General features: G+C 65.6%; 25 protein-coding genes. 19 read left to right on the top strand and 6 right to left on the bottom strand.

Annotation, left to right across the window (positions count from 1 at the left end; genetic code table 11):
* Positions 1–18: 18 nt before the first annotated feature.
* From J2W49_RS12380 to J2W49_RS12365, 4 genes are all read left to right on the top strand, one after another.
* Entirely contained in the window at positions 19–852 is an 834-nt protein-coding gene (locus J2W49_RS12380; RefSeq protein ID WP_310316144.1) for a phosphonate ABC transporter ATP-binding protein, read from the top strand.
* A gap of 133 nt (positions 853–985) precedes the next feature.
* Positions 986–1,822, top strand: a complete 837-nt coding sequence (locus J2W49_RS12375) for a PhnE/PtxC family ABC transporter permease (RefSeq protein ID WP_310316141.1) — start codon at positions 986–988, stop codon at positions 1,820–1,822.
* A 208-nt stretch (positions 1,823–2,030) separates the two neighbouring features.
* The gene (phnE, locus tag J2W49_RS12370) at positions 2,031–2,858 is read left to right on the top strand and encodes a phosphonate ABC transporter, permease protein PhnE (RefSeq protein WP_310316138.1); all 828 of its coding nucleotides are present in this window, start codon (positions 2,031–2,033) and stop codon (positions 2,856–2,858) included.
* A gap of 20 nt (positions 2,859–2,878) precedes the next feature.
* Entirely contained in the window at positions 2,879–3,532 is a 654-nt protein-coding gene (locus tag J2W49_RS12365) for a YHS domain-containing (seleno)protein (RefSeq protein ID WP_310316135.1), read from the top strand.
* 160 nt (positions 3,533–3,692) lie between these two features.
* Here J2W49_RS12365 and egtB read toward each other — a convergent pair whose 3' ends face one another.
* The 3 genes from egtB to J2W49_RS12350 all read right to left on the bottom strand — a co-directional run bounded on the left by egtB (position 3,693) and on the right by J2W49_RS12350 (position 6,888).
* Positions 3,693–4,976 (bottom strand): ergothioneine biosynthesis protein EgtB, encoded by a 1,284-nt coding sequence (gene egtB, locus J2W49_RS12360; RefSeq protein ID WP_310316132.1) that lies wholly within the window; start codon positions 4,974–4,976, stop codon positions 3,693–3,695.
* Positions 4,977–5,020: 44 nt separating this feature from the next.
* A complete protein-coding gene (locus J2W49_RS12355; protein WP_310316339.1) occupies positions 5,021–6,130 on the bottom strand; it encodes a PQQ-dependent sugar dehydrogenase in 1,110 nt (369 codons plus the stop codon).
* Positions 6,131–6,306: 176 nt separating this feature from the next.
* Entirely contained in the window at positions 6,307–6,888 is a 582-nt protein-coding gene (locus J2W49_RS12350) for an NnrU family protein (RefSeq protein WP_310316130.1), read from the bottom strand.
* Positions 6,889–7,042: 154 nt separating this feature from the next.
* Between J2W49_RS12350 and J2W49_RS12345 the strand changes: the two genes are divergently transcribed.
* The 4 genes from J2W49_RS12345 to J2W49_RS12330 are packed head-to-tail and all read left to right on the top strand — an operon-like array spanning position 7,043 to position 10,262.
* The gene (locus tag J2W49_RS12345; RefSeq protein WP_310316127.1) at positions 7,043–7,696 is read left to right on the top strand and encodes an ArsR/SmtB family transcription factor; all 654 of its coding nucleotides are present in this window, start codon (positions 7,043–7,045) and stop codon (positions 7,694–7,696) included.
* A 41-nt stretch (positions 7,697–7,737) separates the two neighbouring features.
* Positions 7,738–8,493 carry an MBL fold metallo-hydrolase gene (locus J2W49_RS12340; RefSeq protein WP_310316124.1) on the top strand — a complete coding sequence of 252 codons (756 nt, stop codon included), beginning with the start codon at positions 7,738–7,740 and terminating at the stop codon, positions 8,491–8,493.
* A gap of 6 nt (positions 8,494–8,499) precedes the next feature.
* Positions 8,500–9,777 carry an MFS transporter gene (locus J2W49_RS12335; protein WP_310316123.1) on the top strand — a complete coding sequence of 426 codons (1,278 nt, stop codon included), beginning with the start codon at positions 8,500–8,502 and terminating at the stop codon, positions 9,775–9,777.
* 26 nt (positions 9,778–9,803) lie between these two features.
* Positions 9,804–10,262 carry a rhodanese-like domain-containing protein gene (locus tag J2W49_RS12330; protein WP_310316119.1) on the top strand — a complete coding sequence of 153 codons (459 nt, stop codon included), beginning with the start codon at positions 9,804–9,806 and terminating at the stop codon, positions 10,260–10,262.
* Between the two features lie 125 nt (positions 10,263–10,387).
* Here the strand turns inward: J2W49_RS12330 and J2W49_RS12325 are convergent, their stop codons facing one another.
* From J2W49_RS12325 to J2W49_RS12315, 3 genes are read right to left on the bottom strand one after another with little or no spacing between them, the layout of a single operon-like run.
* Positions 10,388–11,332 (bottom strand): DMT family transporter, encoded by a 945-nt coding sequence (locus J2W49_RS12325; RefSeq protein WP_405001017.1) that lies wholly within the window; start codon positions 11,330–11,332, stop codon positions 10,388–10,390.
* Complete coding sequence (locus J2W49_RS12320) at positions 11,329–12,801, bottom strand: aldehyde dehydrogenase (NADP(+)) (protein WP_310316113.1); 1,473 nt, start codon at positions 12,799–12,801, stop codon at positions 11,329–11,331. The genes J2W49_RS12325 and J2W49_RS12320 overlap by 4 nt, the downstream gene beginning before the upstream one ends.
* 46 nt (positions 12,802–12,847) lie before the next feature.
* Positions 12,848–13,633 (bottom strand): FadR/GntR family transcriptional regulator, encoded by a 786-nt coding sequence (locus J2W49_RS12315; protein ID WP_310316110.1) that lies wholly within the window; start codon positions 13,631–13,633, stop codon positions 12,848–12,850.
* Positions 13,634–13,776: 143 nt separating this feature from the next.
* On the opposite strand from J2W49_RS12315, the gene J2W49_RS12310 reads away from it, so the two are divergent.
* From J2W49_RS12310 to J2W49_RS12260, 11 genes are all read left to right on the top strand, one after another.
* Positions 13,777–14,586: an NAD-dependent epimerase/dehydratase family protein gene (locus J2W49_RS12310; RefSeq protein WP_310316108.1), complete on the top strand. Its 810-nt coding sequence runs from the start codon at positions 13,777–13,779 to the stop codon at positions 14,584–14,586.
* 2 nt (positions 14,587–14,588) lie between these two features.
* Entirely contained in the window at positions 14,589–15,491 is a 903-nt protein-coding gene (locus J2W49_RS12305) for an SMP-30/gluconolactonase/LRE family protein (protein ID WP_310316105.1), read from the top strand.
* 50 nt (positions 15,492–15,541) lie between these two features.
* The gene (locus J2W49_RS12300) at positions 15,542–16,522 is read left to right on the top strand and encodes a TRAP transporter substrate-binding protein (RefSeq protein ID WP_310316102.1); all 981 of its coding nucleotides are present in this window, start codon (positions 15,542–15,544) and stop codon (positions 16,520–16,522) included.
* A gap of 208 nt (positions 16,523–16,730) precedes the next feature.
* Positions 16,731–17,279 carry a TRAP transporter small permease gene (locus J2W49_RS12295; RefSeq protein ID WP_310316099.1) on the top strand — a complete coding sequence of 183 codons (549 nt, stop codon included), beginning with the start codon at positions 16,731–16,733 and terminating at the stop codon, positions 17,277–17,279.
* Positions 17,279–18,565, top strand: a complete 1,287-nt coding sequence (locus tag J2W49_RS12290; protein ID WP_310316096.1) for a TRAP transporter large permease — start codon at positions 17,279–17,281, stop codon at positions 18,563–18,565. Before J2W49_RS12295 ends, J2W49_RS12290 begins: the two co-directional genes overlap by 1 nt.
* Positions 18,562–19,851 carry a glucarate dehydratase family protein gene (locus tag J2W49_RS12285; protein WP_310316094.1) on the top strand — a complete coding sequence of 430 codons (1,290 nt, stop codon included), beginning with the start codon at positions 18,562–18,564 and terminating at the stop codon, positions 19,849–19,851. The genes J2W49_RS12290 and J2W49_RS12285 overlap by 4 nt, the downstream gene beginning before the upstream one ends.
* A 159-nt stretch (positions 19,852–20,010) precedes the next feature.
* A complete protein-coding gene (kdgD, locus tag J2W49_RS12280; RefSeq protein WP_310316336.1) occupies positions 20,011–20,922 on the top strand; it encodes a 5-dehydro-4-deoxyglucarate dehydratase in 912 nt (303 codons plus the stop codon).
* Positions 20,923–20,994: 72 nt separating this feature from the next.
* Positions 20,995–21,948, top strand: coding sequence for a Bug family tripartite tricarboxylate transporter substrate binding protein (locus J2W49_RS12275; protein WP_310316091.1), 954 nt, complete (start codon positions 20,995–20,997; stop codon positions 21,946–21,948).
* Positions 21,945–22,895 (top strand): 2-hydroxyacid dehydrogenase, encoded by a 951-nt coding sequence (locus tag J2W49_RS12270; protein ID WP_310316088.1) that lies wholly within the window; start codon positions 21,945–21,947, stop codon positions 22,893–22,895. Before J2W49_RS12275 ends, J2W49_RS12270 begins: the two co-directional genes overlap by 4 nt.
* Before the next feature lie 51 nt (positions 22,896–22,946).
* The gene (gene garD, locus J2W49_RS12265) at positions 22,947–24,515 is read left to right on the top strand and encodes a galactarate dehydratase (RefSeq protein WP_310316084.1); all 1,569 of its coding nucleotides are present in this window, start codon (positions 22,947–22,949) and stop codon (positions 24,513–24,515) included.
* 20 nt (positions 24,516–24,535) lie between these two features.
* Complete coding sequence (locus J2W49_RS12260; protein ID WP_310316081.1) at positions 24,536–25,597, top strand: aldose epimerase family protein; 1,062 nt, start codon at positions 24,536–24,538, stop codon at positions 25,595–25,597.
* The last annotated feature ends 60 nt before the right edge of the window (positions 25,598–25,657 follow it).

Raw genomic sequence — 25,657 nt, 5'->3', positions numbered from 1 at the left:
CCGACGGAGTGCTCCGGCTTGAAGCTCGAAATTGAGGCAGTCAGCGCACGCCACCCGGCCGCGCGCGCCGATGCGCCACCCGCCATCAGCAACCTGAGCCTGCACATCGCAGCGGGCGAACAGGTGGCGGTGATCGGCCCATCGGGTGCGGGCAAGACCACGCTGCTTCAGGTGCTGGCCTGCGCACTGCCGCCCACCACCGGGCAACTGCGGCTGGACGGTACCGCGCCCTGGCAATTGCAGCGCAACGCATTGCAGAAGCTGCGCGGCCGCCTGTTCCTGGCGCCCCAGGTGCCACCATTGCCGCCGCGCCAGCGCGTGGTCACGGCGGTACTGGCCGGCCGCCTGCCCCACATGGGCCTGTGGGCCAGCCTGCGCTCGCTGTTCTACCCGTCGGACATTCCCGCCGCCTTCGAAACCCTGGAACGGTTTGATCTGGGCGACAAGCTGTTCGAACGCGTGGACCGGCTCTCTGGTGGTGAACGACAGCGCGTCGGCCTGGCCCGCACACTGCTGTCTGCGGCCTCGCTGTGGCTGGTGGACGAACCTTTGTCGGCGCTGGACCCAACACGATCGCGCCAGGCCATCACAACCCTGGTCAGCAGCGCACGAGACCACGGCGCCACGCTCGTGGCCACGCTGCATCAGGTGGATGTGGCGTTGGCGAGTTTTCCGCGCATTGTGGGTCTGCGCGACGGTGCGCTGGCGTTCGACCTGCCGGCACGCCTGGTGACACGCGAGCTGTTGACACAGTTGTACGACCAGTTCGAGCACGAGTTGCGCGGCGAGGTGCCTGCCGATGAGTCCGAGGTACCCGGGATGCCACAACCCGTCGTGATGCACTGCAGGTAGGTATGGATACCCCCCGCGCCGCTTCGCGTCACCCCCCTAAAAGGGGGGCGCAGCCTGCAGCCCGGCAGAGCCGGTTCTGTGGTTGCTGCTTGACGGCTCTGCAGCATGCAACCGCATCAGGGCACAAACCATCATGACCGAGTTGTCACTGCACCGAGCGCCGACTCGCGACCCGGCCTGGCTGGGCCGTGTGTTCTGGATCGGCCTGGGCCTGGTGTTGCTGTGGCCGCTGGGTGTCGCCACCGAATTCAAGCCCTGGGTGCTGCTGGAGCCTGACAACCTGAAGGTCAGTGCCCAGTTCATCGGCAGCTTCTGGCCACTGGCACACGATGCAGAGTTTCTGGCCATGGTGGCGCGCGACACCTGGCGCACGGTGGCCATGGCCACTGCGGGCGTGACGCTGGCGCTGGTGGTGGCGATTCCGCTCACGCTGCTGGGCACGAGGGTGTTGTCGCTCTCGGCCCTTTCCGGGCGCATGGCGCGCGGGCCTTACGCGTTGCGCCAGGCAGTGCGCTGGTTGCTGATCGTGCTGCGCAGCATTCCCGAACTGGTGTGGGCGCTGGTGTTTGTGCGCGTGGTGGGCTTGGGGCCCACGGCCGGCGTGCTGGCGATTGCGCTCACCTACGGCGGCATGCTGGGCAAGGTGTACGGCGAAATCCTGGAAAGCGGCGAAACCCACGCCACCGAAAACCTGCTGCGCAACGGCAGCGGTCGGTTGCAGGCCTTTTTCTATGGCCTGCTGCCCACCAACGCGGCCGAACTCACCAGCTACACGGTGTACCGCTGGGAGTGCGCGATCCGATCCTCGGTGGTGCTGGGTTTCGTGGGCGCGGGGGGCCTGGGCCAGCAGCTGGACAACTCGATGAAGATGTTCAATGGGGGCGAGGTGGCCAGCATGTTGTTGGTGTTCGTCGGGCTCGTCGCCTTGGCGGATCGGGTGAGTGCCTGGCTGAGAAAGGCATTGGGATGATGGCAGTTTTGCTGGCAGGCGGGCCCCCACCCCTGCCCTCCCCCAGAGGGGGAGGGAGTGAAAGCATGAGCGCAGCGCCGGGCCGTTCCCAAGCAAGCTCGCACCGCAGCCCGCAAGGCGAAGGTACTCCAGTGAGCGCTTGCACACAGGTGTCGGTATTTGCCCCTTCCCCCTCTGGGGGAAGGCCGGGATGGGGGCCCCGCACACCATGAAGCACCCCCCCGCCGCCAACCCACCGTACAAACTGCCACCGCGCCTGTTCAGCGCGCGCTGCAACGCCTGCTGGTTCACCGCCGCGTTGATCGCGCTGGTGATCGCCAGCTTCTGGTCGCTCGACCTCCAGTGGGGCCAGTTCTTCTCAAGGGAAGCGGCGCAGAGCATGGGCCGATTCGTGGCCGAGTTTTTTCCGCCTGACACCTCGCGCGATTTCCTGAACAAGGTCGCCATCGGGGCCTGGGAAACCTTGGCCATGTCGGCACTGGGCACGGCATTGGCCGCAGTGGCCGGGTTGGCGCTGGCATTGCCGGCCAGTCGCCTGTTCGACGGGGACAGCGCCTGGGCACGCACACCCACGCGCCTGGTGCTCAATGCCCTGCGCAGCATCCCCGAACTGGTGTGGGCCGCGCTGTTGCTGATCTCAGCCGGCCTGGGCCCGTTCGCTGGCACGCTGGCACTGGCGTTTCACACCACGGGCGTGCTGGGCCGCTTGTTTGCCGAAGCGATCGAGAATGCACCGCCCGGCCCGGGCACTGCTCTGCGCGCACATGGCGTGGGCAACGTGCGGGTGTTTCTGTACGCCACGCTGCCGCAGGTGTTGCCACAGCTCATGAGCTACACGCTGTACCGCTGGGAAAACAACATCCGCGCAGCGGCCGTGCTGGGCGTGGTGGGTGCGGGGGGCCTGGGCCAGTTGCTCGCTTTCCACATGGGCCTGTTCCAGATGAACAAGACCGCCACCATCCTGGGCGCCATGCTGCTGATGGTGGCAGTGGTGGATGCCACCAGCCATGGTGCACGCCGCTGGCTCACGCGCTGAATGCAAGGCAAGATCGCACCATGCACCCGGTCATCAGATTCATTTCGTTCATCGCGCTGGCGGTCCTTCTGAGCGGCTGCGGCACGCCCTGGGCCACGGCGCCCAACCGCGCAGGCGAACCGGTGATGCTGCTGGGCCACGACCCGGTGGCCTACTTCACCGAGAGCAAGCCGGTGAAAGGCAGCACGCAGCACAAGCTGGTGATGTTCCAGCGCACCTATTACTTCGCCACCAACCAGAACCGCTTCGACTTCATCGCCGACCCGGCAATGTACGAGCCACAGTACGGCGGCTTCTGTGCCCACGGCGCCGCGTTCGGCCGCAAGCTGGGCAGCGACCCCACCCGCTGGCAGATCCTCGACGGGCGCCTTTTCGTCTTCGGCAGTGCGGCAGCCCAGGCCGCGTGGTCGCTGGACCCGGCCTGGCACATCGCGCACGCAGATCCGATCTGGCAGGACATTCAGGACGAGGGCTGGCGTTCGGCCACGTTAACGGCGACGCTGAACAAGGTCCCGCACCACAAGCCGATGACGCAAGCGCGAGCCGAATGGGAAAAGCGCCACCCCGATCAACCATGGCCAACAGATGAACTCGGCTGGCGCGACTGGTTCAAGCCACCGGGCTGGCGTGCCGCAGAAGGCGTGGGCCAGACTGCACTGGGTTACCCGGAGTGAAGCGACCTCCCGGGGAAGTATCGAAGAGCCTCCGGCGAGAAATGCCCCGATCCAGAGCACCCGTGGAACCGGCTTCGCCGGGCCACAGGGTGCGTCCCCCCTCCAAGCGCCGAAGGCGCGTCAGAGAGGGGGGAAGCTGCGTCAGCAGCGCAGGGGGGTGTCACATACTCCGAGCTAATCGCAGTCCCGTGAACTGCCAGCGCGCATCGGTGGGAAAGAAATTGCGGTAGCTGGCGCGAATGTGCGAGGCCGGCGTGGCGCATGAGCCGCCGCGCAGCACGTACTGGTTCACCATGAACTTGCCGTTGTATTCGCCCACGGCACCTTCGCTGGGCGCGAAGCCGGGGTAGGCGCTGTAGCTGCTGGCGGTCCATTCCCACACGTCGCCAAACATTTGCAGCAAACCGCCTCCACCCTCCCGGCACGGCATGGGGTGCAAGGCGCCCGATTCCTGGAAGCTGCCTTGCATGGGCTGCTGTGCAGCGCTGGCCTCCCATTCGCCCTCAAGGGGCAGGCGCGCGCCGGCCCATTCGCTGCGCGTGGCGCTGGCCCAGCGGGCAAACGCATCGGCCTCAAAATAGCTGATGTGGGTGACCGGCGTGTGCGGGTCCAGCGACACCGTGCCATGCAAGGTGAACACACGCACGGGTTCACTTGCACCGCCGGGCAGGGTCCAGTACAGCGGCGCTTCGATGCGCTGGCTGCGCACCCAGTCCCAGCCAGCAGAGAGCCACCAGCGCGGGTCGGTGTAGCCGCCATCATGGACAAAGTCCAGCCATTCGCCGTGCGTGACGGGGCGGTTCATGAGCGCGTGCGGCGCCAGCCATTGGCGATGGCGCGGCGATTCGTTGTCGAAGGCAAATCCGCTGCCGGTGTGGCCGACCTCCACCAGACCACCTTCCATCTCCACCCAGCGCGCGGGCACCGCCGACACCCGGGCCAGTGGCCAGGCGGGCAGGTAGGCCGGCTGCAGCGGGTTGATGGACAGCAGGTGCTTGAGGTCGGTGAGCAGCAGTTCCTGGTGCTGCTGTTCGTGGTGCAAGCCCAGTTCGATCAGTCGCAATGCTTCGGCGTTTTCTGTCTGGGCGATCAGCCGCAGTACGCGTTCGTCCACCTGCGCACGCCAGGCCTTCACCTCGGCCAGGTCCGGCCGGGTGACCAGGCCACGCTGGTGCCGCGTGAACTGTTCGCCCACGCCGTTGTAGTAGCTGTTGTAGAGCACCCGGAAGGCCGGGTGAAAGGGCTCGAAGCCGGGTTCGAATGCTTCCAGCACGAAGGTCTCGAAAAACCAGGTCACGTGCGCCAGATGCCACTTGACCGGGCTGGCATCGGGCATGGACTGGGCCTGGCAGTCTTCGGGTGAAAGCGGTGCGGCCAGCGCCAGACTGCGTTCGCGCACCGTCTGGTAGTGGTGCGCCAGTGCCGTGCGATGCGCCGACGGCATGGCAGCGGGGATGTTATTGCGGCGACCCGCTGGCGCCTGCGGCCTCACGACTTGGCTCCTGTGGGTGGACGCAAGCGCAACAACTCGCCATCCCGTGCATCGGTCAGCAGGTAGATGAAGCCGTCCGGTCCTTCGCGCACGTCGCGCACGCGCTGGCCCAGGTCGGTCAGCAGCTTGTCCTCCTTCATCACCCGCGCACCATCGATCTGCAGCCGCGCCAGGTAGCGGAACTTCAGCGAACCCACGAGCAGGCTGCCCTGCCAGCCCGGGCCATACATGTCGGTCGTCACAAAGGCCATGCCTGAAGGTGCGATGGAGGGTGTCCAGTGGTACAGCGGCTGCTCCAGCCCGGCCTTTTCCGTGATGCCGTCGCCGATGGCGCCACCGCCGTAGCTCTCGCCATAGGTGATCACGGGCCAGCCGTAGTTCTTGCCAGCCTCGGCGCGGTTGACCTCGTCACCGCCCTGCGGGCCGTGCTCGTGGGTCCACAGACTGGCATCCGGCCCCAGGGTCGCCCCCTGCAGGTTGCGGTGGCCGATGCTCCAGATTTCGGGCAAGGCTCCACTGCGGCCGACAAAGGGATTGGACGGATGCGGTGTGCCATCCAGCTGCACGCGCACCACCTTGCCGTGGTGGTTGTCCAGCGTCTGGGCATCCTTCATGCGCTGGTAGCGATCACCCAGCGTGAGGAACAGACTGTTGTCGGCCGCCTGCACGATGCGGCAGCCAAAGTGCAGCCGGCTGCTGACCTTGGGCTTCTGGCTGAAGATCACCCTCACCTCTTCGAGCCGGCTGGCATCGGCCGACAGACGGGCCGAGGCCAGCGCGGTGGAGTTGCCACCCAGGCCGGGTTCCGAGTAGCAGAAATGCACGCGGCGGTTGTTGGTGAAATCGCGATCGATGATTAGGTCCAGCAGACCGCCTTGTCCCACCGCGTCCACCTCCGGTACACCGGCCAGTGGCTCGCTGAGCTGGCCGTTGGCCTGCACCACGCGCATGCGACCGGGCCTTTCCGTGACCAGCATGCGCCCGTCGCCAATGAAGGCCACAGCCCAGGCGTTCTGCAGGCCTTTGGCGACCACCTCGGTGGTGACACTGCTTGAAGCAGATGGCGCCTGCGCCAGCGCTGGCGCAGCCAGCAGCGAGGCCCCCATCAGCAAGAGCACGCCACGCCATGGCGCCTGGGGGTAACAAGTTCGGGTAGAAGGCGTTGCGATGCAGTGGGTCAAAGCGATCTCCTGAGGGCCAAACACAGCATGGGTGGATGCCGGCAATGGTCGTGGGTTCCCTCTTTTCCGGATGGGGCAATCGGCGTGCCGCCCCTCTTCCGTCAACCGAAGGGACGCACGCCAAACAGCCAGGCGTGCGCCCACACCACGAAGAGAACATACACCCCCAGGCCCACCACCACGGCGATCACATCGTTCACCGCGCTGCCTTTGGCCTGGGGCGCAGCCACGCCCCGGCGCTTGACCGAAATGCGGTCGGCCACGGCCCAGACCAGGAAACCACCGAAGAGCAGCACGTCAGCCAGGGTGCCCCCGGTGGCCGATTGCGCGAGCAGGTGGGCCAGGGCCCAGAGCTTCACTGCCAGCAACATGGGGTGCTTGGCCATGCGCTGGATGCGCCCTGGCAGGTAGGCCGCGGCCAGCAGCACGAACACCGGCAGCATCAGCAAGGCGGCCAGATGCCGAAAACCGGTGGGCAGTGTGTACAGCAGCACCGGCGTTTCCCGGGCCTGCGCATAGCCGTAGATGATGAGCACAAAGCCCGCCAGGGCAATGAGCGAATACACACCTTTCCAGGGGCCTTCGCCCAGGCGCTGCACCAGCCGGTCTCGGCCGCTGCGCGAGACGATGGACACCGAATGCACGCCCAGGAAAAGGACCAAACCGACGATCAACATCAACATGTGCAACTCCTTGTGTGGGGCGATTGTGCCCCTGCCCATGCCCACATGCCAGCCAGAGGTTTTGACCTCTGCCTGTGCGACCGTGACACCCGGCCTTCACACGGCCTGCGAAAAGAAATCCCGCCATCAATCCAACAACCATTAGAATGTTCGCATGAGAGAACTCAAGAACCACCTGTACGAACAAGTCGCCCGCATCGGCAAGGCCGTGGCCAGCCCCAAACGACTGGAACTCATCGAGCTGCTTTGCCAGGGTGAAAAGACGGTCGAGATGCTGGCCATGCAGGCAGAGATCAGCGTCAAGCTCACCAGCGCCCACCTCAAGGAACTGCGCCTTGCACGCCTGGTGGACACCCGCAAAGAGGGCAAATACGTTCTGTACCGGTTGGCCAGCACCAGCGTCGCCGACCTGTGGGTCCACTTGCGCTCAGAGGCCGAGGAGCGTCTGGTCGAACTGCAACTGGCGCTCACGTCCATCGTCGAACATGGTGATGAGCTTCAGGGCGTGTCCCGGGCCGACATCCTGCGTCGCGCAGCAGCTGGAGAGGTGCTTGTGCTGGACGTGCGGCCAGAGGACGAATACGCCGTGGCGCACCTGCCTCACGCGCGCTCCCTGCCGGTGGATGTATTGAAGAAGCGCATCGCCGAGTTGCCGAAAGACGTCCCTGTGGTCGCCTATTGCCGAGGTCCCTTCTGCCTGATGGCCAAGGACGCGGTGGAGCTGCTGCGCAAGAAGGGCTACCAGGCGTTCCACCTTACCGACGGCGTGGCCGAGTGGCGAGCCCGCGGCCTGCCGATGGCCAACTGATCGTCCTTCCAGGCCCGGATTCTTCAACCCAGGAGACGACCATGTTCTTCCGCCAACGCCCAGCCACCAACGCCACCCTCTCGTACCTCTTTGGCTGTGCCGGCTTGCAAAAGGCGGTCGCGGTCGATGTGGTCGCTGGCGACGAAGACTGGTTCATAGAAGAGGCCAGCAAAGCCGACGCGCGCATCGTCCACGTGATCGACACCCATGTGCACGCGGACCACTACTCTGGTGGCCCCGAACTGGCACGGCGTGCCGGGGCGGCATACCACCTGCACGAGAGCAACCTGGGTCGGGCCGGTTTCTCGTTCGCGCCACTGAGAGATGGCCAGCGGCTTGAAGTGGGCAATGTGGTGGTCGATGTCCTGCACACACCGGGCCATACGCCAGACAGTGTGTGCCTGCTGGTTCGTGACTTGCGCCGTGGTGAAGACCCCTGGTTCGTCATCACCGGCGACACTTTGTTCGTGGGCGCTGTCGGGCGGCCGGATCTGGCCGGCAGGGAGCAGGAAATGGCAACCCAGCTGTACGACACGCTACAGAACAGATTGTTGTCGCTGCCAGCGGATCTGGAAATTTACCCGGGCCACCAGGCCGGCAGTGCCTGTGGCGCGGGACTCTCGGGCAAGCCGGCGTCGACCATCGGATTCGAAAAGCGATTCAACCCGATGCTGTCGATGACCCGCGAAGACTTTGTGACGGCGCTGACCGCCGACATACCGCCACAGCCGGCGGACATGGCACACATCGTCGAGGCCAATCTTCGGGGCGGCATTGCGTTGCCTGCGAACGCCTGATCCAAGATGCAGTTCGGCATCCGCGCCAATCTGGGCCAGTTTCTGCATCATCTGATGCAGGTGCTGCTCGTGGGCCTGACCATCGGGATGATGCGCAACGTCGTGCCGGCCCTGGCGGAGACCGAGTTCGGCGTGCCGCGCGGCTCGTTCATGCTGCTGGTGGCTTTTGTGGTGGCCTTTGGCTTCGTTAAGGGCGCCATGAACTTTGTGGCGGGTCGCCTGGCTGAGAGTCTGGGACGCAAGCGGGTGCTGCTGCTGGGCTGGCTGGTCGCCCTGCCCATTCCGGCGCTCATTTACCTGGCGCCCAGCTGGTCTTGGGTGGTTTTGGCCACCGTGCTGTTGGGCATCAACCAGGGTCTCACCTGGTCCATGACACAAACGGCCAAGCTCGACTTCACCCGGGCAGACCAGCGCGGCCTGGTCATCGGTCTGAACGAATTCTCGGGCTATGTCGGCGTCGCCATTGCCGGTGTCGCCACCGGCTATCTGGCGTCCACGCTCGGTCCAAGGGAAGGCCTGCTCTGGTTCGGCATGGTGGTCATCGGGCTGGCCACCGTGTTGTCCTGGTTCGCGGTGACCGAAACCCTGCCTTGGGCGCGCGACGAGGTGAATCGCCAGCCAGCAGCCAACGTTCCGATCCACAAGCCCCGATACCCCCAGGCCGTCAGCGAGCATCCCTCGACCAAGGAAATGTTTGCCCTGATGAGCTGGCGCGACCGGCGCATGGCTGCCCTCTGCCAGGCCGGCCTGGTTGAGAAATTCGTCGATGCGCTGGTCTGGGTGTTCTGGCCGGTCTACCTGCACCAGCAAGGTGTGGGCCTGCCGGGCATCGGCTGGATCGTCGGCATCTACGGCTTCACCTGGGGCGCTGCACAGCTGTTCACCGGGCGGCTTTCGGATCGCGTGGGGCGGCACCTGCTGAATGCCTGGGGCATGTGGATCTGCGGCCTGGGCGTGGCCCTGATGCCACTGGGCTCTGGTGCCTGGTGGTGGGGCGCTTCGGCCGCCGTGGCAGGTCTGGGCATGGCCATGCTCTACCCCAACCTGAGCGCTGCGGTGGCCGACATTGCCCATCCGAACTGGCGCGCCTCTGCCATCGGCATCTACCGCTTCTGGCGGGACCTGGGTTATGGCATCGGCGCGCTCGGTCTGGGTGCGGCGGCCGCGCTGGGGGGTGGCATCGAGACCGCCTTCTGGTTCGTGGCTGTGGCCATGCTGCTTTCCGGCGCCCTGCTGTTTCGCTGGGGTGAAGAAACACACCCCCGCCTCAATCCCGCCACCTGATTTCCTCAACCACCCTGGAGACAACCGTGAACCCACGCCGAATGACTTTGACTCTGGCCCTTGCTGCCGCTGCCTGCCTGCCCCTGGCTGCGCATGCCCAGGCCGACGCGCCCACCATCAGCGCCCTGGAAGGCTATTTCGATTTTGCGGATGCCAACAGCGGCACCATCATGGCCGAACAGCTTGCCGCTGACGACTACAAGCAACTGTTCGTGCTCGACGTGCGAGATGGTGCGCAGTTCGCCAAGGACCACATCCCGGGTGCCACGAACATCGAGTGGCGGCAGGTGTTCTCACTACGTGCCAAGCTGCCCAGGGAAAAGACCATTCTTGTGTACTGCAACACCAGTTCCTTCGCCGGACAGGTGGCCATGGCGCTGCGCCTGGACGGTTTCGAGAATGTGCGCCTGCTGCATGGCGGCTACAACGAATGGAAGGCCAGCGGCGGCATGCAGGCCAGCACCCGCGCCGGCAAGAAGAGCTGACATTGGTTTGACCCGAATATCCGTACATTCGCATTGACAACTTCAGCGAAAACGAACCGGACGTGCACCAGGACAACCAGGCATGTCCGGGTGCGGGGTCCTGCTTGTTCGCCCGCGACCCGGCCTCAACCGCGTTCGGTGGTCACCAGCCAGATACCGCCACACACCATCACCAGCGCGGCCGCGTTGCGCCACTCCAGCACCGCCTCACCCAGGAACAGCGCCGAGAGCAGCGCGCCAAACACCGGGATCAAAAAATTGAACACCGTGACCTGGCCCACCCGGTTGTGCTTGAGCAGCGTGGCCCACAGGGCAAAAGCCGCAGCAGACAACACCGCCATGTACACCAGCAAGGCACCCGATGCGGCGTTGAAGGTGCCCAGCGCCCCGCCGCCCGCATGCCCCGCGAACAGCAGCACCGCACCGCCCATCGCCAACTGCCAGGCCGTCATGACCATGGGATCGATGCGTTGGGAGAGCCGCTTGCCGTAGATGCTGGCGGCTGAAAGCACAAACGCGGCGATGACGATGAAGCCTTCGCCAAGCAGCGTGAAGCCGGCGTCCAGACTTTGCCCTCCGCGCAGGCTGACCACCATCACCCCGGCAAAGCCGATCGCGCAGCCGATCGCCTTGCGCCGGCTCAGGCGGTCGTTGGCGTACAGCCAATGCGCCATCAGCACGCTGAAAAATGTGCCGGTCGCATTGAGGATGGAACCCTTCACGCCGGTGGTGTTGGCCAGGCCCACATAGAAGAACACGTACTGCAGCGCGGTCTGCGCGAGGCCGAGCAAGCCCACCTGGCCCCACTGGCGCACACCCAGGGCCAACACCTGGCGGCCCATCGCATGCGCCAGTGCCAGCAGCAAAAGGCCTGCCAGCACAAAGCGGTAACCGGCAAACACGAGCTGGGCAGCCGTGTCTTCCCGTTCGATACCCAGCAGCGCATAACCGCCCTTGATGGCCGGGTAGGCGCTGCCCCACAGCAGACAGCACAAGGTGGCCACGAGGACCACGTTGCGCGGGCGGCTGAAGAAAGGTGTGGTGTCTGTGGGCGTCGTGCTGGTGATCAGCACGGCACGCCCTGGCGCGCCAACAGCCAGGCCGGCGCGTCCTGCAGGCACACCGGGCGCAGGAAGCGCTCCAGCGCAGCGTCGCCCACCGAGGTGGTCATGGGGGCGGTGGACGCGGGCCATGGTCCGCCGTGTTGCTGGGCGGCCGTCACGGCCACGCCGGTGGGCACGCCAGCGAACAGCACGCGCCCGGCAATGGCCGTGGCGCCGCGCACCAGGGCGCGGTTGTCGGGCGTGTCTTCATCGGCGCCCCACAGCGTGACGGTCAGGCTGCCGCCCACAGCGTTCAACACGGCCAGCACCTCGGCCACGCTGGCGGCACGCACGATCAGGCTGGACGGGCCGAACACTTCGTCGTGCAGGCCGCTGCGCTCCAGAAAACGCTGGGCATTCACCTGCAGCAGCTTCGGGCCGGGGGCCAGGCCTTCGCCGCTGGCCTGCACCAGCGTCTGCGCGCCCAGTTCCTGCTGCTGGCGCACACCGGCATCGAACGCGGTGCGCATGCCTGCAGTGAGCATGGGGTGGGGCTTTTGCGTGGTCAATGCCTTCGCGAGTTGCGCCACGAACTCGTCGGACTCGGGGCCGTCGATGAGCACGATCAAGCCAGGGTTGGTGCAGAACTGGCCGCAGCCCAGGGCAATGGAGCCGGCCAGCGTGATGGCCAGCTCAGCACCGCGTGCGGCCAATGCTGATGGCAATGCAACGACGGGGTTGATGGAACCCAGTTCGCCATAAAAAGGAATGGGGCGCGGCCGTGCGTTGGCCACCGCCTGCAGCGCAGCGCCGCCGCGCGTGGAACCCGTGAAGGCACCGGCCGCGATCAGCGGGTGGCGGATGAGCTCCACCCCCACGTCCACGCTGGCGCCCTGCACCATGCCGATCAGGCCAGCGGGCAGGCCCTGCGCCTTGAGCACTTGCTGGATCAGGCCGAACACGCGCTGCGACAAGCCCGGGTGGCCGGGGTGGGCCTTCACCACCACCGGGCAGCCGGCCGCCAGGGCGGAAGCCGTGTCACCGCCCAGCACCGAAAACGCAAACGGGAAATTGCTGGCCGCGAACATGGCCACCGGGCCCAGTGGCACGCGCTGGCGCACCATGGCCGGGTGACCCACCGGGGGGCCACCGGCCACGGCGGGGTCGTCCAGCCGCTCGAACGGCACGCCGCTCTCTGCGATGGTGGCGAAACGGCGCAACTGGAAAGCGGTGCGGTCGAGTTCACCGTTCAGGCGGACCGGCCCCAGCGCGGTTTCCAGGTCGGCACGCGCCACCAGCATTTCCCGGTCGGCCTCCAGCGCGTCAGCCAGGGCGCGCAACAAGGTGGCACGCTGCGTGCCGTCGCTGGTGGCCCAGGTGTCTGACGCGGCGGCGGCCGCTTGGACTGCTGCATCGATTTCTTCCATGGTGGATGCATTCAAGGGCTTGCCCTGGGGTTCGCCAGTGCGGGCGTTGATGGAGGTGAGTGTGGACATGGGTCAGGTTCGGTTGGAGGAAATGACAGATCGGAAAACGGGCGCCTCAGGCCGGGTTTGCGGCGCCATCGCTGGGCTGGGAGCGACGCAGCCGCTCCCGGCTGTTGGTCAGATGCGTGCGCATGGCGGCGCGGGCGGATTCTGCGTCGCGGTCGCGGATGGCGCGGTAAATGCTCTCATGCTCGTGGTGCACGCGCTCCAGATAGGCCAGCCGGCCTTCGGGTGCGCTGTTGGCGGTGTTGATGCGGGTGCGCGGAATGATCATGGTGCCCAGGTAGGTCATCAGATCGGCGAAGTGGCGGTTGCCGGTGGCGCGCGCCACTTCCATGTGGAACTGGAAGTCTGAAGGCACGGCGTCGGACTCTTCTTCATGGATGGAAGCCTCGAACGCGACCAGTGCGGCGGCCATGTTCTCCAGGTGCCCCTCTTCACGGCGCTGCGCCGCCAGGCTGGCGGCTTCGCTTTCCAGGCTGATGCGCAGTTCCAGCAGCGACACCACGTCGGCCGCGGTGGCGAAGTCTTCCGGTGCGATGCGGAACGCGGGCTGCACCTCACGTGGCGCCATCACGAAAGTGCCAATGCCGTGGCGGGTTTCCACCAGCCCGGAAGCCTGCAGACGCGAGATGGCTTCGCGCACCACGGTGCGGCTCACCTCGAAGCGGTTCATCAGCTCGGACTCCGTGGGCAGTTTCTGCCCGGGCTGCAGGCGGTCTTCGTGAATGTCGGCCTCCAGCGCGGTCACGATTTCCGGCACCAGGCCGCGCTGGCGCCGGGGCTTGGCGGCATCGATCGGCGGCGACACATCGCCACCTAGGGTTTTCACTGAGAACATCGCTTTTTCCTTGACACGGCCAGAGCCGGTTCACACAATCCGTCTAGTTGTCTGACAACGTATGACAGACATCGAGACATGAACGAACTGTAGCAAACACCCGGCCCCGTGTCCAAGATCCCTCTGAAAAACCGCTGATATCCATGAAAACCCCTATGAAAACCCACCACAGGCTGTTGCTCACCGGCGCGGCAGGTGGTCTGGGGTCCGCTTTACGTGATCGCTTGAAAGTCAACTGTGAAACCCTTAGGTTGTCTGACAAGTCGAGCTTCGGTGAGGCCCAGGCCGGCGAAGAAATCGTGCTGGCCGATCTGGCCAACGCCGCCGAAGTGGACACCATGGTGGCCGGCGTGGACGCCATCGTTCACCTGGGCGGCATTTCGGTGGAGGCCGCCTTCGAGCCCATCCTGCAGGCCAACATTCTGGGCGTCTACAACCTGTATGAAGCGGCGCGCAAACACGGCGTAAAGCGTGTGGTGTTTGCCAGCTCCAACCACGTCACCGGCTTTTACAAACAGAGCGAAACCATCCACGCCGACCACCCTCCCCGCCCGGACGGCCTGTATGGCGTGAGCAAGGCCTTCGGCGAAGACCTGTCCCGCTTCTACTTCGACCGCTACGGCATCGAAACCGCCTGCGTGCGCATCGGCTCCTCGTTCCCCGAACCCAAGGACCGCCGCATGCTGGCCACGTGGCTGAGCTTTGACGATCTGCACCGCTTGGTCAGTGCCTGCCTGAGCACGCCGGTGCTGGGTCACAGCATCGTGTTCGGCATGTCCAACAACGCGGTGACCTGGTGGGACAACAGCCGCGCGCGCCATGTTGGCTACGTGCCGCAAGACAGTTCCGATGTGTTCCGCGAAGCGGTGTACGCCCGCACCAGTGCGCCTGATCTGAACGACCCCGCAGCGGTTTATCAGGGTGGCGCCTTCGTCAAGGCAGGACCCTTCTGATCATGAGCCAAGCCGAACTGTTGCTGGATGCGCGCAACGGCGTGGGTGAAAGCCCCGTGTGGAACGCGCAGCGCCAAAGTCTGTTTTGGGTCGACATCCCGGGCCGAGCGCTGTGGTGCTGGAACGCCAGTACCGGCCAGTCGCGCCAGTGGACCACGCCGGAGCAGGCCGGCTGCATCGCGCTGGCCGCGGGCAGTGAGGCCACGCCGCACGGCCGTTGGGTGGTGGCCATGGAAACGGGCTTGGCCCTGCTAACGCCGCAAGAAGACGGCACCCTCACCAGCGAGGCCATCACCTCGGTGCAGCACCCACACGACGGCATGCGTTTCAACGATGGCCGCTGCGACCGACAAGGCCGCCTGCTGGCCGGCACCATGGTGGCCGACATGTCGCTGGCTGCGCCCATGGGCAGCGTGTACGCGCTCACGTCCACGCGGCGGTTGCGCCCCCTGCTGGGCGGGCTGATCACGCCCAACGGCATGGCCTTCAGCCCCGATGGCCAAACCATGTACCTGTCGGACTCGCACCCCAGCGTGCAGACCATCTGGGCCTTCGACTACGACACCGACACCGGCACCCCGCGCAACCAGCGCGTGTTCGTCGACATGAAGCCCCTGCCCGGCCGGCCCGATGGCGCGGCGGTGGACGCCGACGGTGGCTACTGGATTTGCGGCAACGATGCCGGCCTGGTGCACCGCTTCACGCCCGACGGCCGGCTGGACCGCTCGCAGGCCGTTCCCGTGAAGAAGCCCGCCATGTGCGCCTTTGGCGGCAGTGGTCTCGATACCTTGTTCGTCACGTCCATACGGCCCGGCGGTGATCTGTCGGATCAGCCGCTGGCCGGTGGCGTGTTTGCACTGCGTCCAGGCGTGAGGGGCCTGGACGAGCCGCGTTGTCAGCTCTGACACATCGGCCATTTTTCACCTCGATCCTTCAAACCACCAACGGAGACAACATGAACCAACGCCGAACGATCCTGAGCCTGGCCCTGAGCCTGGCCACCTTGCTGCCGCTGGGCGCCCACGCCCAGACCATGGTGCTCAAGGCACACGACACCCACCCCGCCGGCTACCCCACCGTGGCCGCGATGGAAAGCCTGGGCAAAAAGCTCGAAGCGGCCACCAATGGCCGCATCAAGATGCAGATGTTCCCTGGCGCCGTGCTGGGCCAGGAAAAGGAAGCCGTGGAACAGACCCAGTTGGGCGCGATCCAGATCGCGCGCATCTCGCTGGGCGTGATCGGCCCCATCGTGCCTGAGGTCAACGTGTTCAACATGCCTTTCGTGTTCCGCGATGTGGCGCACATGCGCAAGGTTATCGACGGCGACGTGGGTGCCGAGCTGCTGGACAAGGTGACCAACAGCTCCGCTCGCCTGGTGGCCCTGGGCTGGATGGACGGCGGCTCGCGCAGCCTCTACACCAAGAAGCCGGTGCGCAGCCCGGCCGATCTGAAGGGCCAGAAGATCCGCATGATGGGCAACCCGCTGTTCGTCGACACCATGAACGCCATGGGTGGCAACGGCATCTCCATGGCCTATGGCGAAGTGTTCACCTCGCTGCAGACCGGCGTGATCGACGGCGCAGAAAACAACCCGCCCAGCTACTTCACCGCCAACCACTACACCACGCCGGCCAAGTACTACGCGCAGACCAACCACCTGATCATTCCGGAGATCTTCGTGATGTCGAAGGTGACCTGGGACAAGCTGACCCCAGCCGACCAGGCGCTGGTGAAGAAGCTCTCGCGCGAAGCGCAGTTGGAACAGCGTGCGCTGTGGGACAAGAGCGTGGAGGAGTACAGCGCCAAGCTCAAGGCCGCCGGCGTGGAGTTCATCAACGTCGACCAGAAGCCCTTCTTTGACGCGACCGCCCCGGTGCGCGCGAAGTACGGCGAGAAGCTGGCGGATTTGATGAAGCGCATAGAAATGGTGAAGTAACTCCCCCCTGCGCCGCTGACGCGGCTTCCCCCCTCCGTAGCGCGCCGCTGCGCGGCGCTTCGAGGGGGGACGCGCCCTGTGGCCCGGCAAAGCCGGTTCCACGGGTGCCCTGGAGGTGGGCGCTGCTTCCCTTCCCACTTGCCGACTTGCCTTGTCTCGCCTTGCCCTTTTTCTCTTGTCTCGCCTTGATCAACCCTGAGTTCTTTTCATGAGTCATCCTTCTCCTGGCGGACATCCTGTGTCTCGCGTTCTCGATCTGGTCTATCTGGCCTGCATCTGGGTGGCGGGTGCGTGCATCTTTCTGATGTCGCTGTTCATTCCCTGGGGCATTTTTGCGCGTTATGTGCTGGGCACGGGTTCGCAGTGGCCTGAGCCGATCTCGATCCTGTTGATGGTGATCTTCACTTTTCTGGGTGCAGCGGCGAGCTACCGGGCGGGTGCGCACATTGCCGTGGTCATGTTGATCCAGCGTCTTCCTGCCGTGGCACGTGCGCCGTTGGCACTGCTCGTGCACCTGTGCATGCTGGGCGTAAGTGTGTTCATGGTGTATTACGGCACCAAGCTGTGCATGGGCACCTGGGGGCAGTCGATTCCTGAGTTGCCGTGGCTGCCGGTGGGGCTCACCTACACACCGGTGCCTGTGGGTGGGTTCATCACGCTGTTGTTTGTGCTGGAACACCTGTTCCTGGGCGATCAGAGCCAACGCCGCGTGGTGCGTTTTGACCTGATCGACGAGACGGAAAGGGGGGCCGCCTGATGGACGCGCTCATTCTTCTTGGCAGCTTCTTCTTGCTGATGCTGATCGGCACGCCGGTGGCGTACGCCCTCGGCATCGCTGCGCTCATTGGTGCGTGGTGGATCGACATCCCGCTGGACGCGGTGATGATCGCCATCAGCAGCGGCGTCAACAAGTTCTCGCTGCTGGCGATTCCCTTCTTTGTGCTGGCCGGCGCCATCATGGCCGAAGGCGGCATGGCGCGTCGCCTGGTGGCGTTTGCCAATGTGCTGGTGGGCTTCATCCGTGGCGGCCTGTCGCTGGTGAACATCCTGGCTTCCACCTTCTTCGGCGCCATCTCGGGCTCTTCCATGGCCGACACGGCATCGGTGGGCACGGTGCTGATTCCGGAGATGGAGAAGAAGGGCTACCCGCGCGAATTCGCCACCGCCGTGACCATTGGTGGTTCGGTGCAGGCGATCCTGATTCCGCCCAGTCACAACGCGGTGATCTACTCGCTTGCGGCCGGCGGCTCGGTGTCCATCGCCGCGCTGTTTCTGGCCGGTGTGCTGCCCGGCCTGTTGCTGGGTGCCACGCTGGCCGCCATGTGCCTGGTGATTGCCAAGCGCAAGAACTACCCCAAGGGCGACGTGATTCCGCTGCGCCAGGCACTGAAGATCTGTGCCGATGCGCTGTGGGGCCTGATGACCATGGTGATCATCTTGGGCGGCATTTTGAGCGGCGTGTTCACCGCCACGGAGTCGGCATCCATCGCGGTGCTGTGGGCCTTCTTCGTGACCATGTTCATCTACCGCGACTACCGGTGGCGCGAGATACCGAAGCTGGTGCACCGCACGGTGAAGACGCTGGCCATCGTGATGATCCTGATCGCCTTCGCCAGCAGCTTCGGCTACATCATGACTTTGATGCAGATCCCACTGCAGATCACCACCGCCTTCACCACGCTGTCGGACAACCGCTACGTGATCCTCATGCTCATCAACGTGCTGCTGCTGGCATTGGGCACGCTGATGGACATGGCGCCGCTGATTCTGATCCTCACGCCCATTCTGCTGCCGGTGGTCACCGCCATCGGGATCGATCCGGTGCACTTCGGAATGATCATGATGGTCAACCTGGGCATGGGCCTGATCACCCCGCCGGTGGGTGGCGTGCTGTTCGTCGGCAGCGCCGTGGCCAAGCTGCCCATGGAGACGGTCGTCAAGGCGCTGCTGCCCTTCTACGTCGGCCTGTTCCTGGTGCTGATGGCCGTGACCTATCTCCCTGCACTCTCGCTCTGGCTGCCGCAAGCAGTCCTCACGAAATGACTTCCCACGCCATCCGCCACGTGCGGGTCACGCCCATCGCGTTCCGCGATCCGCCGCTGCTCAACGCTGCCGGCATCCACGAACCCTGGGCGCTGCGCTCCATCATCGAGATCGAAACCGACTCGGGCCTGGTGGGCATCAACGAGAGCTACGGCGACCTGCCCATGCTGGAGGCCATGGCCAAGGCCGCGCCTGCGCTCACCGGGCTTTCGCCCTGGGCCTTGAACGACATGGACACCCGCGTGACCGCGCTGGTCACGCCCCGGCAGACCGCCTCTGAATTCCAGGGAACGCAGATCTCGCTGGCGCCTGGCACCCACGTTTCCAAGACCGTGGCCAAGGTCATCAGCGCGTTTGAAGTGGCCATGATGGACCTGCAAGGCCAACTGGCCAATGCACCGGTGGTGGACCTGCTGGGGGGCGCCGCGCGCGAGTCCGTGCCCTTCAGTGCCTACCTCTTCTACAAGTACGCCGAGCACATCGAAACACCTTACGCGCCCGATCCCTGGGGCGAGACGCTCGCGCCCGAACAGCTGGTGGCACAGGCCCGCCGCATGATCGACGCGTACGGCTTCAAGAGCATCAAACTCAAGGCCGGTGCTTTGCCACCCGAGCAGGAGGTGGCAGGCCTGCTCGCGCTGGCCAAAGCGTTCCCCGGCGCACCGCTGCGCATCGACCCCAACGCCAACTGGAGCGTGAGCACCAGCCTGAAAGCGGTTGAGCAGTTGCGCGGCGTGCTGGAATACTACGAAGACCCTTGCCCCGGGCTGGAGGGCATGGCCGAGGTGGCCAAGGCCTGTGAGGTGCCGCTGGCAACCAACATGGTGGTCACCGACCTGAAGGAATTCCGCCGCAACGCCGAGATGGGCTGTCCGGTGAAGATCGTGCTCAGCGACCACCACTACTGGGGCGGGCTGCGCGCCACACAGCGCCTGTCGCTGATGTGCGAAACCTTTGGCCTGGGTTTGTCGATGCACTCGAATTCGCACCTGGGCATCAGCCTCACGGCCATGACCCACCTGGCCGCATCGGTACCGCACCTGTCTTACGCCTGCGACACGCACTACCCCTGGCAGGACGACGAGGTGGTGCAAGGCGGGCGCCTGAAGTTCGAGGCCGGCGGCCTGCGCGTGCCCACCGCACCCGGCCTGGGCGTTCGTATCGACCCCGAAGCCCTGGCCCGTCTGCACGACAACTACCTGCGCACCGACATTCGCAACCGCGACGACCTGGCGCAGATGCGCAAGTACGACGCGAGCTTCACCGGCGCACAGCCGCGGTATTGATATGCCCCCCGCGTCGCTTCGCGTCACCCCCAAGGGGGCGGCACTGGCCGTCCGGCAAAGCCGGCCCGGCGGTGCCCCTTGTCTGGGTCACGTCGCGCGCATTGAGCACCTGTTCTGAACCTCCTTCTTTCATCACACAGCCGAAAGCCCACCATGCAAATCTCCCCCCAAGAACTCAAGCAAGTCATGTCCAGCGGCCTGCTGTCTTTCCCCCTGACCGACTTCGACGCCCAGGGCGACTTCAATCCCAAGGGCTATGCACAACGCCTGGAATGGCTCGCGCCTTACGGCGCCTCCGCCCTGTTTGCTGCCGGTGGCACCGGAGAGTTCTTCTCCCTCACCGCAGAGGAGTACCCCGCCATCATCAAAACCGCTGTGGACACCTGCCGCGGCAAGGTGCCCATCATTGCCGGCGCCGGTGGCCCCACCCGCTTTGCCATCCAGTGCGCTCAGGCCGCAGAGAAGGCCGGTGCCCACGGCATCCTGCTGCTGCCGCACTACCTCACCGAAGCCGGCCAGGAAGGCCTCATTGCCCACGTGGAGCAGGTCTGCAAGAGCGTGAAGTTCGGTGTCATCGTCTACAACCGCAACGTCTGCAAGCTCACGCCGGAATCACTGGCCATCCTGGCCGATCGCTGCCCCAACCTGATCGGCTTCAAAGACGGCGTGGGCGACATCGAGCTGATGTCATCGGTCTACATGAAGATGGGCGAGCGCTTTGCCTACCTGGGTGGCCTGCCCACGGCCGAGGTGTACGCCGCGGCCTACAAGGCGCTGGGCACACCGGTGTATTCCTCAGCCGTCTTCAACTTCATCCCCAAGACCGCCATGCAGTTCTACGAGGCCGTGCGCACCGACGACATGGCCACGCAGCACCGCCTGCTGAAAGAATTCTTCATGCCCTACCTGGACATCCGCAACCGGGGCCAGGGTTACGCGGTGAGCATCGTCAAGGCTGGGGCACAACTGGTGGGCCATGGGGCCGGACCGGTGCGTGCGCCGCTGACCGATCTCAAACCGGCCGAGATGGAGCAGCTGGATGCGCTGATCCGCAAGCTCGGTCCGCAGTAATCCGTCTTTCTTTCCGGCACTTCTGCCAACACCATGCGCAACCCGCCAGGGTTGCGCCCACGGGAGACATTCATGAAAAAACTCATCACCACCCTGGCCCTGGGCGTTGCCGTGGCCACCAGCGCCTTCGCCTGGCCCGACAAGCCCATCAAGCTTGTCGTTCCCTTCCCGGCCGGCGGTACGTCCGACGTGCTGGCGCGTCTGATCGGGGCCAAGTTGTCTGAATCATTGGGCCAGCCCGTAATTGTGGACAACCGCCCTGGCTCCAGTGGCAACCTGGGCGCCGACTTTGTGGCCAAGTCGCCCGCCGACGGCCACACCCTGGTGCTGATGGACGTGGGCAACCTGGTGATCGCGCCATCGCTGTACAAGCTACCGTTTGACGTGCTGAAAGACTTCACCCCCGTGGCCATGGTGGCCTACTCGCCCCACCTGCTGGTGGTGAGCAACAAGCTGCCGGTGAAGACGATGGACGAGCTGATCGCGCACGCCAAGACCAACCCGGGCAAGGTGAACTACGCGGCCGCCGCAGGCATGGGCAGCGCCACGCACATTGCTGGCGTGCAGTTTGCGCAGCGCAGCGGCATCCGGTGGAACTACGTACCGTACAAGGGCGGCTCGCAGGCCATGAACGATCTGGTCGGCGGGCACGTGGACGTGACCTTCAACGGCATGGTCGCCACCTACCCTCATGTGAAGGCCGACAAGATCCGCCTGATCGCTGTCTCCAGCGCCAGCCGCCAGCCCGAAGTGCCCGACGCCCCCACGGTGAGTGAGAAGCACCCTGGCTTCCTCACCGGCAGCTGGCAAGGGCTGCTCGCGCCCAGCGGCACGCCGCAGGCCGCGATCGACAAGCTGCATGCAGAGGTGCTGCGCATCACCGCGCTGCCGGAGATCCAGGAAAAGCTCGTCACCATGGGTGCACAGCCATCCAAGATGAGCACAGTCGAGTTCTCGAACTGGCTCAAGGCCGAGATTCCGGCGATGGCCAAGATCGTCAAGGACGAGAAGATCACGCTGGAATGAGCACCGACCGCCCTCGCGTGCTGCAGATCGGGCGCCTGCACGCCACGGTGGAAGAGGGTCTGCAAAACAGCTGCGCCGTGGTGAAAGTGCCAGGCCCACCCGCCAACGAACTGCCGTTGGATGCCGCCACCGCCTCGCAAGTGGAGGCCCTGGTCACGTCAGCAGCGCTTGGCCTGCCCGCGCGCTGGCTGGATGCCTTGCCCCGCTTGCGGGTGGTGTCCTCCTTCGGCGTGGGAACGGACAAATTGCCTCTGGACGCCTGCCGCGCACGCGGCATTTCGGTCGGCTACACACCGGACGTGCTCAACGACTGCGTGGCCGACACCGCCATGGCCGGCCTGCTGGCCGCCGCGCGGCAGGTGTGCGCGGCCGACCGTTTCGTGCGCGAAGGGCGTTGGCCCCAGGGTCCCTTTGCGCTGACCACGCAGGTCAGCGGCAAGCGGCTGGGCATTCTGGGCCTGGGCCGCATCGGCCAGACCATCGCGCGGCGCGCCAGCGGCTTCGACATGGAGGTCGCCTACCACGGCCGCAACCCGGTGCCCGGCGTGGTGTGGCGGTACGAAGCGTCATTGACCGAGCTGGCGCACTGGGCGGATTTTCTGGTGCTGGCCGTGTCTGGCGGGCCGCCCACGCGCCACATGGTCAACGAAGCGGTGTTGCAAGCCTTGGGGCCGCGCGGCATTCTGGTCAACGTGGCGCGCGGCAGCGTGGTCGATGAAGCCGCCCTGGTGCGCTGCCTGCAGACGGGTGAACTGGGTGGTGCGGCACTCGATGTGTTCGAGAACGAGCCCCACGTGCCCGATGCGCTGATGGCCCTGCCCCATGTGGTGCTGATGCCGCACATGGCCAGCGGCACGGTGGAGACACGGCAGAGAATGGCCGATCAGACTTTGCGCAATCTGCATGCAGGGCTGGGCGGAGAGCCCATGATCAGCCCACTGCCATGAACCTCACGGCCTTTCACCTGGAAGTGTGCATGGGCTTTTGAAGAGACCGAGATGACGACACCCACGAACACGACCAGCGCCACCCAACCCCCGCGCGGCATCCGCATGCACCCGGCCGACAACGTGGCTATCGTCGTCAACGATGGCGGCCTGGCGCCCGGCGCGGCGCTGGCCGACGGCCCGGTGCTGGTCGAGCGCGTGCCACAAGGCCACAAGGTGGCGCTGACCGATCTGCCCGCTGGCAGCGCCGTGCGGCGCTACAACGTGATCATCGGCCACACGGCGGTGGACATCGCAGCCGGCGCCTGGGTCAACGAGCAGCGGCTGGTGATGCCCGGCGCGGTCTCGCTCGAAGGCCTGCCCGCGCCGCAGCCACCTGCGGAATTGCCGCCACTGACCGGCCACACTTTTCAGGGCTACCGCAATGCCGACGGCAGCGTGGGCACTCGCAACCTGCTGGCCATCACCACCACCGTGCAATGCGTGGCCGGCGTGCTGGACGTGGCGGTGGAGCGCATCAAGACCGAACTGTTGCCGCTCTACCCCAATGTGGACGGCGTGGTGGGGCTGGAGCACACCTATGGCTGCGGCGTGGCCATCGACGCGCCCGACGCCATCATCCCCATTCGCACCGTGCGCAACATCGCCAGCAACCCCAACTTTGGCGGCGAGGTGATGGTGCTCAGCCTGGGCTGCGAGAAACTGCAGCCTGAGCGGCTGCTGCCACCGGGTTCCATTCCGATCTCGGACGAACGCGCAGGGCCGGACGTGGTCACGCTTCAAGACGAAAAGCATGTCGGTTTCATGTCGATGATCGATTCCATTCTCACGCAAGCGCGCGTGCACCTGGAGCGTTTGAACCGTCGCCGGCGCGAAACCTGCCCTGTCTCTGATCTGGTGGTGGGCGTGCAGTGCGGCGGCAGCGATGCCTTCTCTGGCGTCACCGCCAACCCGGCCGTGGGCTTTGCCACCGATCTGCTGGTGCGCGCTGGCGCCACCGTCATGTTCAGCGAGAACACCGAGGTGCGCGACGCGGTGGACCAGCTCACCCGCCGCGCCGCCACGCCCGAAGTGGCTGCGGCCATCGTGCGCGAACTGGGCTGGTACGACGCCTACCTGGCGCGCGGTCAGGCCGACCGCAGTGCCAACACCACGCCCGGCAACAAAAAGGGCGGCCTGTCCAACATCGTCGAGAAGGCCATGGGCTCCATCGTCAAGAGCGGCACCGGCCCCATCCACGGCGTGATCGGCCCCGGCGAGAAGGTGCGGCAAAAGGGCCTGATCTTTGCGGCCACGCCGGCCAGCGATTTCATCTGCGGCACCCTGCAACTGGCCGCTGGCATGAACCTGCACGTGTTCACCACCGGGCGCGGCACGCCCTATGGCCTGGCCGCATGCCCGGTCATCAAGGTGGCCACGCGCGACGACCTGGCCCGCCGCTGGCACGACCTGATGGACCTCAACGCCGGCCGCATCGCCAGCGGCGAAGCCAGCATCGAAGACGTGGGCCACGAACTCTTCCAACTGATGCTGGACGTGGCCAGCGGCCAGCGCACCTGGGCCGAACGCTGGAAGCTGCACAATGCGCTGGTGCTGTTCAACCCGGCACCCATCACCTGAACAAACCTCCCCTGCCCCGCATGACCTCACCCGACCCACTGAACCCCGCCCGTTTCGTGGGTCAGGTCAACAACCGCCCCACCACCCTCTATCAGCTACACAACGGGCGCGGCATGTCGGTTGCGGTGACCAACCTGGGTGCCAAGGTGCTGCAGATCATCGTGCCCGACCGGCACGGCCAGCCTGGCGATGTGGCCCTGGGCTACGACAACCTGGCCAGCGTGCTCGCCGGCTCGCCCTCCATGGGCGCCTTCATCGGCCGCTTCGCTGGTCGCATCGCGCAGGCCCGCTTCACGCTGAACGGCATTGAACACAAGTTGCAGGCCAACGCTGGCGCCCACTGCGTGCACGGCGGCCCGGGCGGCTCGCGGCACCAGGTGTTCAGCGCCGAACAAGCCGACGAACGCACCCTGCACTTGCACCACCGCTTCACGCCAGACAGCGACGGCTTTCCCGGCACGCTGGACCTGCACCTGACCTACCGCGTGGAGGACGACAACTCACTGGTCATCGAACACGAAGCCATCGCGGTAGACGGCACCAGCGTGGCCAGCTTCGCGCCCCACGGCTACTTCAACCTCGAAGGGCCCGGGCACACCACCACTGACCAGCACATGCTGAGCGTGAACGCCGATGGGGTACTGGCAGCCGACGCCGACAACGTGATCACCGGTGAACGGGTCTCGCTGGAAGGTCATGCGCTGGACCTGCGCACGCCCCGCCTGCTTGGTTCGGCAGGATTCGACAACGCTCCTCTGGTGATCGACCACGCCTACGTCGTCGCTGGCCAAACGGGTGGCGAACGCCTGTGCGCCACGGTCAGCGCCGCCAACAGCGGGCGCACGATGGAAGTCTGGTCCACCGAACCGGTGCTGCAGGTCTACACCGCCGACGCACTCGGCCGTGGCGCATCACCCGATCTGGGCAAGCAAGGCGTGCTACACCGCCCCCGCGCCGGCCTGTGCCTGGAACCCCAGCAATACCCCAACGCCCCGAACTGCCCGGGCCTTCCTCTCAACACCGTGGCGCCAGGTCGCCCCTACACCGGGCGCACGCGCTACCGTTTTGGGTTGATGGTTTAAGCGGTTGAGAGTCTCGGGTGATCGGCGCGGACAGTGCTGAAAGCGCAGAACGCCTTCCAA

The organism is Hydrogenophaga palleronii (assembly GCF_031457455.1).
Lineage (GTDB): Bacteria > Pseudomonadota > Gammaproteobacteria > Burkholderiales > Burkholderiaceae_C > Hydrogenophaga > Hydrogenophaga palleronii_A.
The sequence above is the reverse complement of the archived record's forward strand: the minus strand, read 5'-3'. Positions and strand labels throughout refer to the sequence as shown.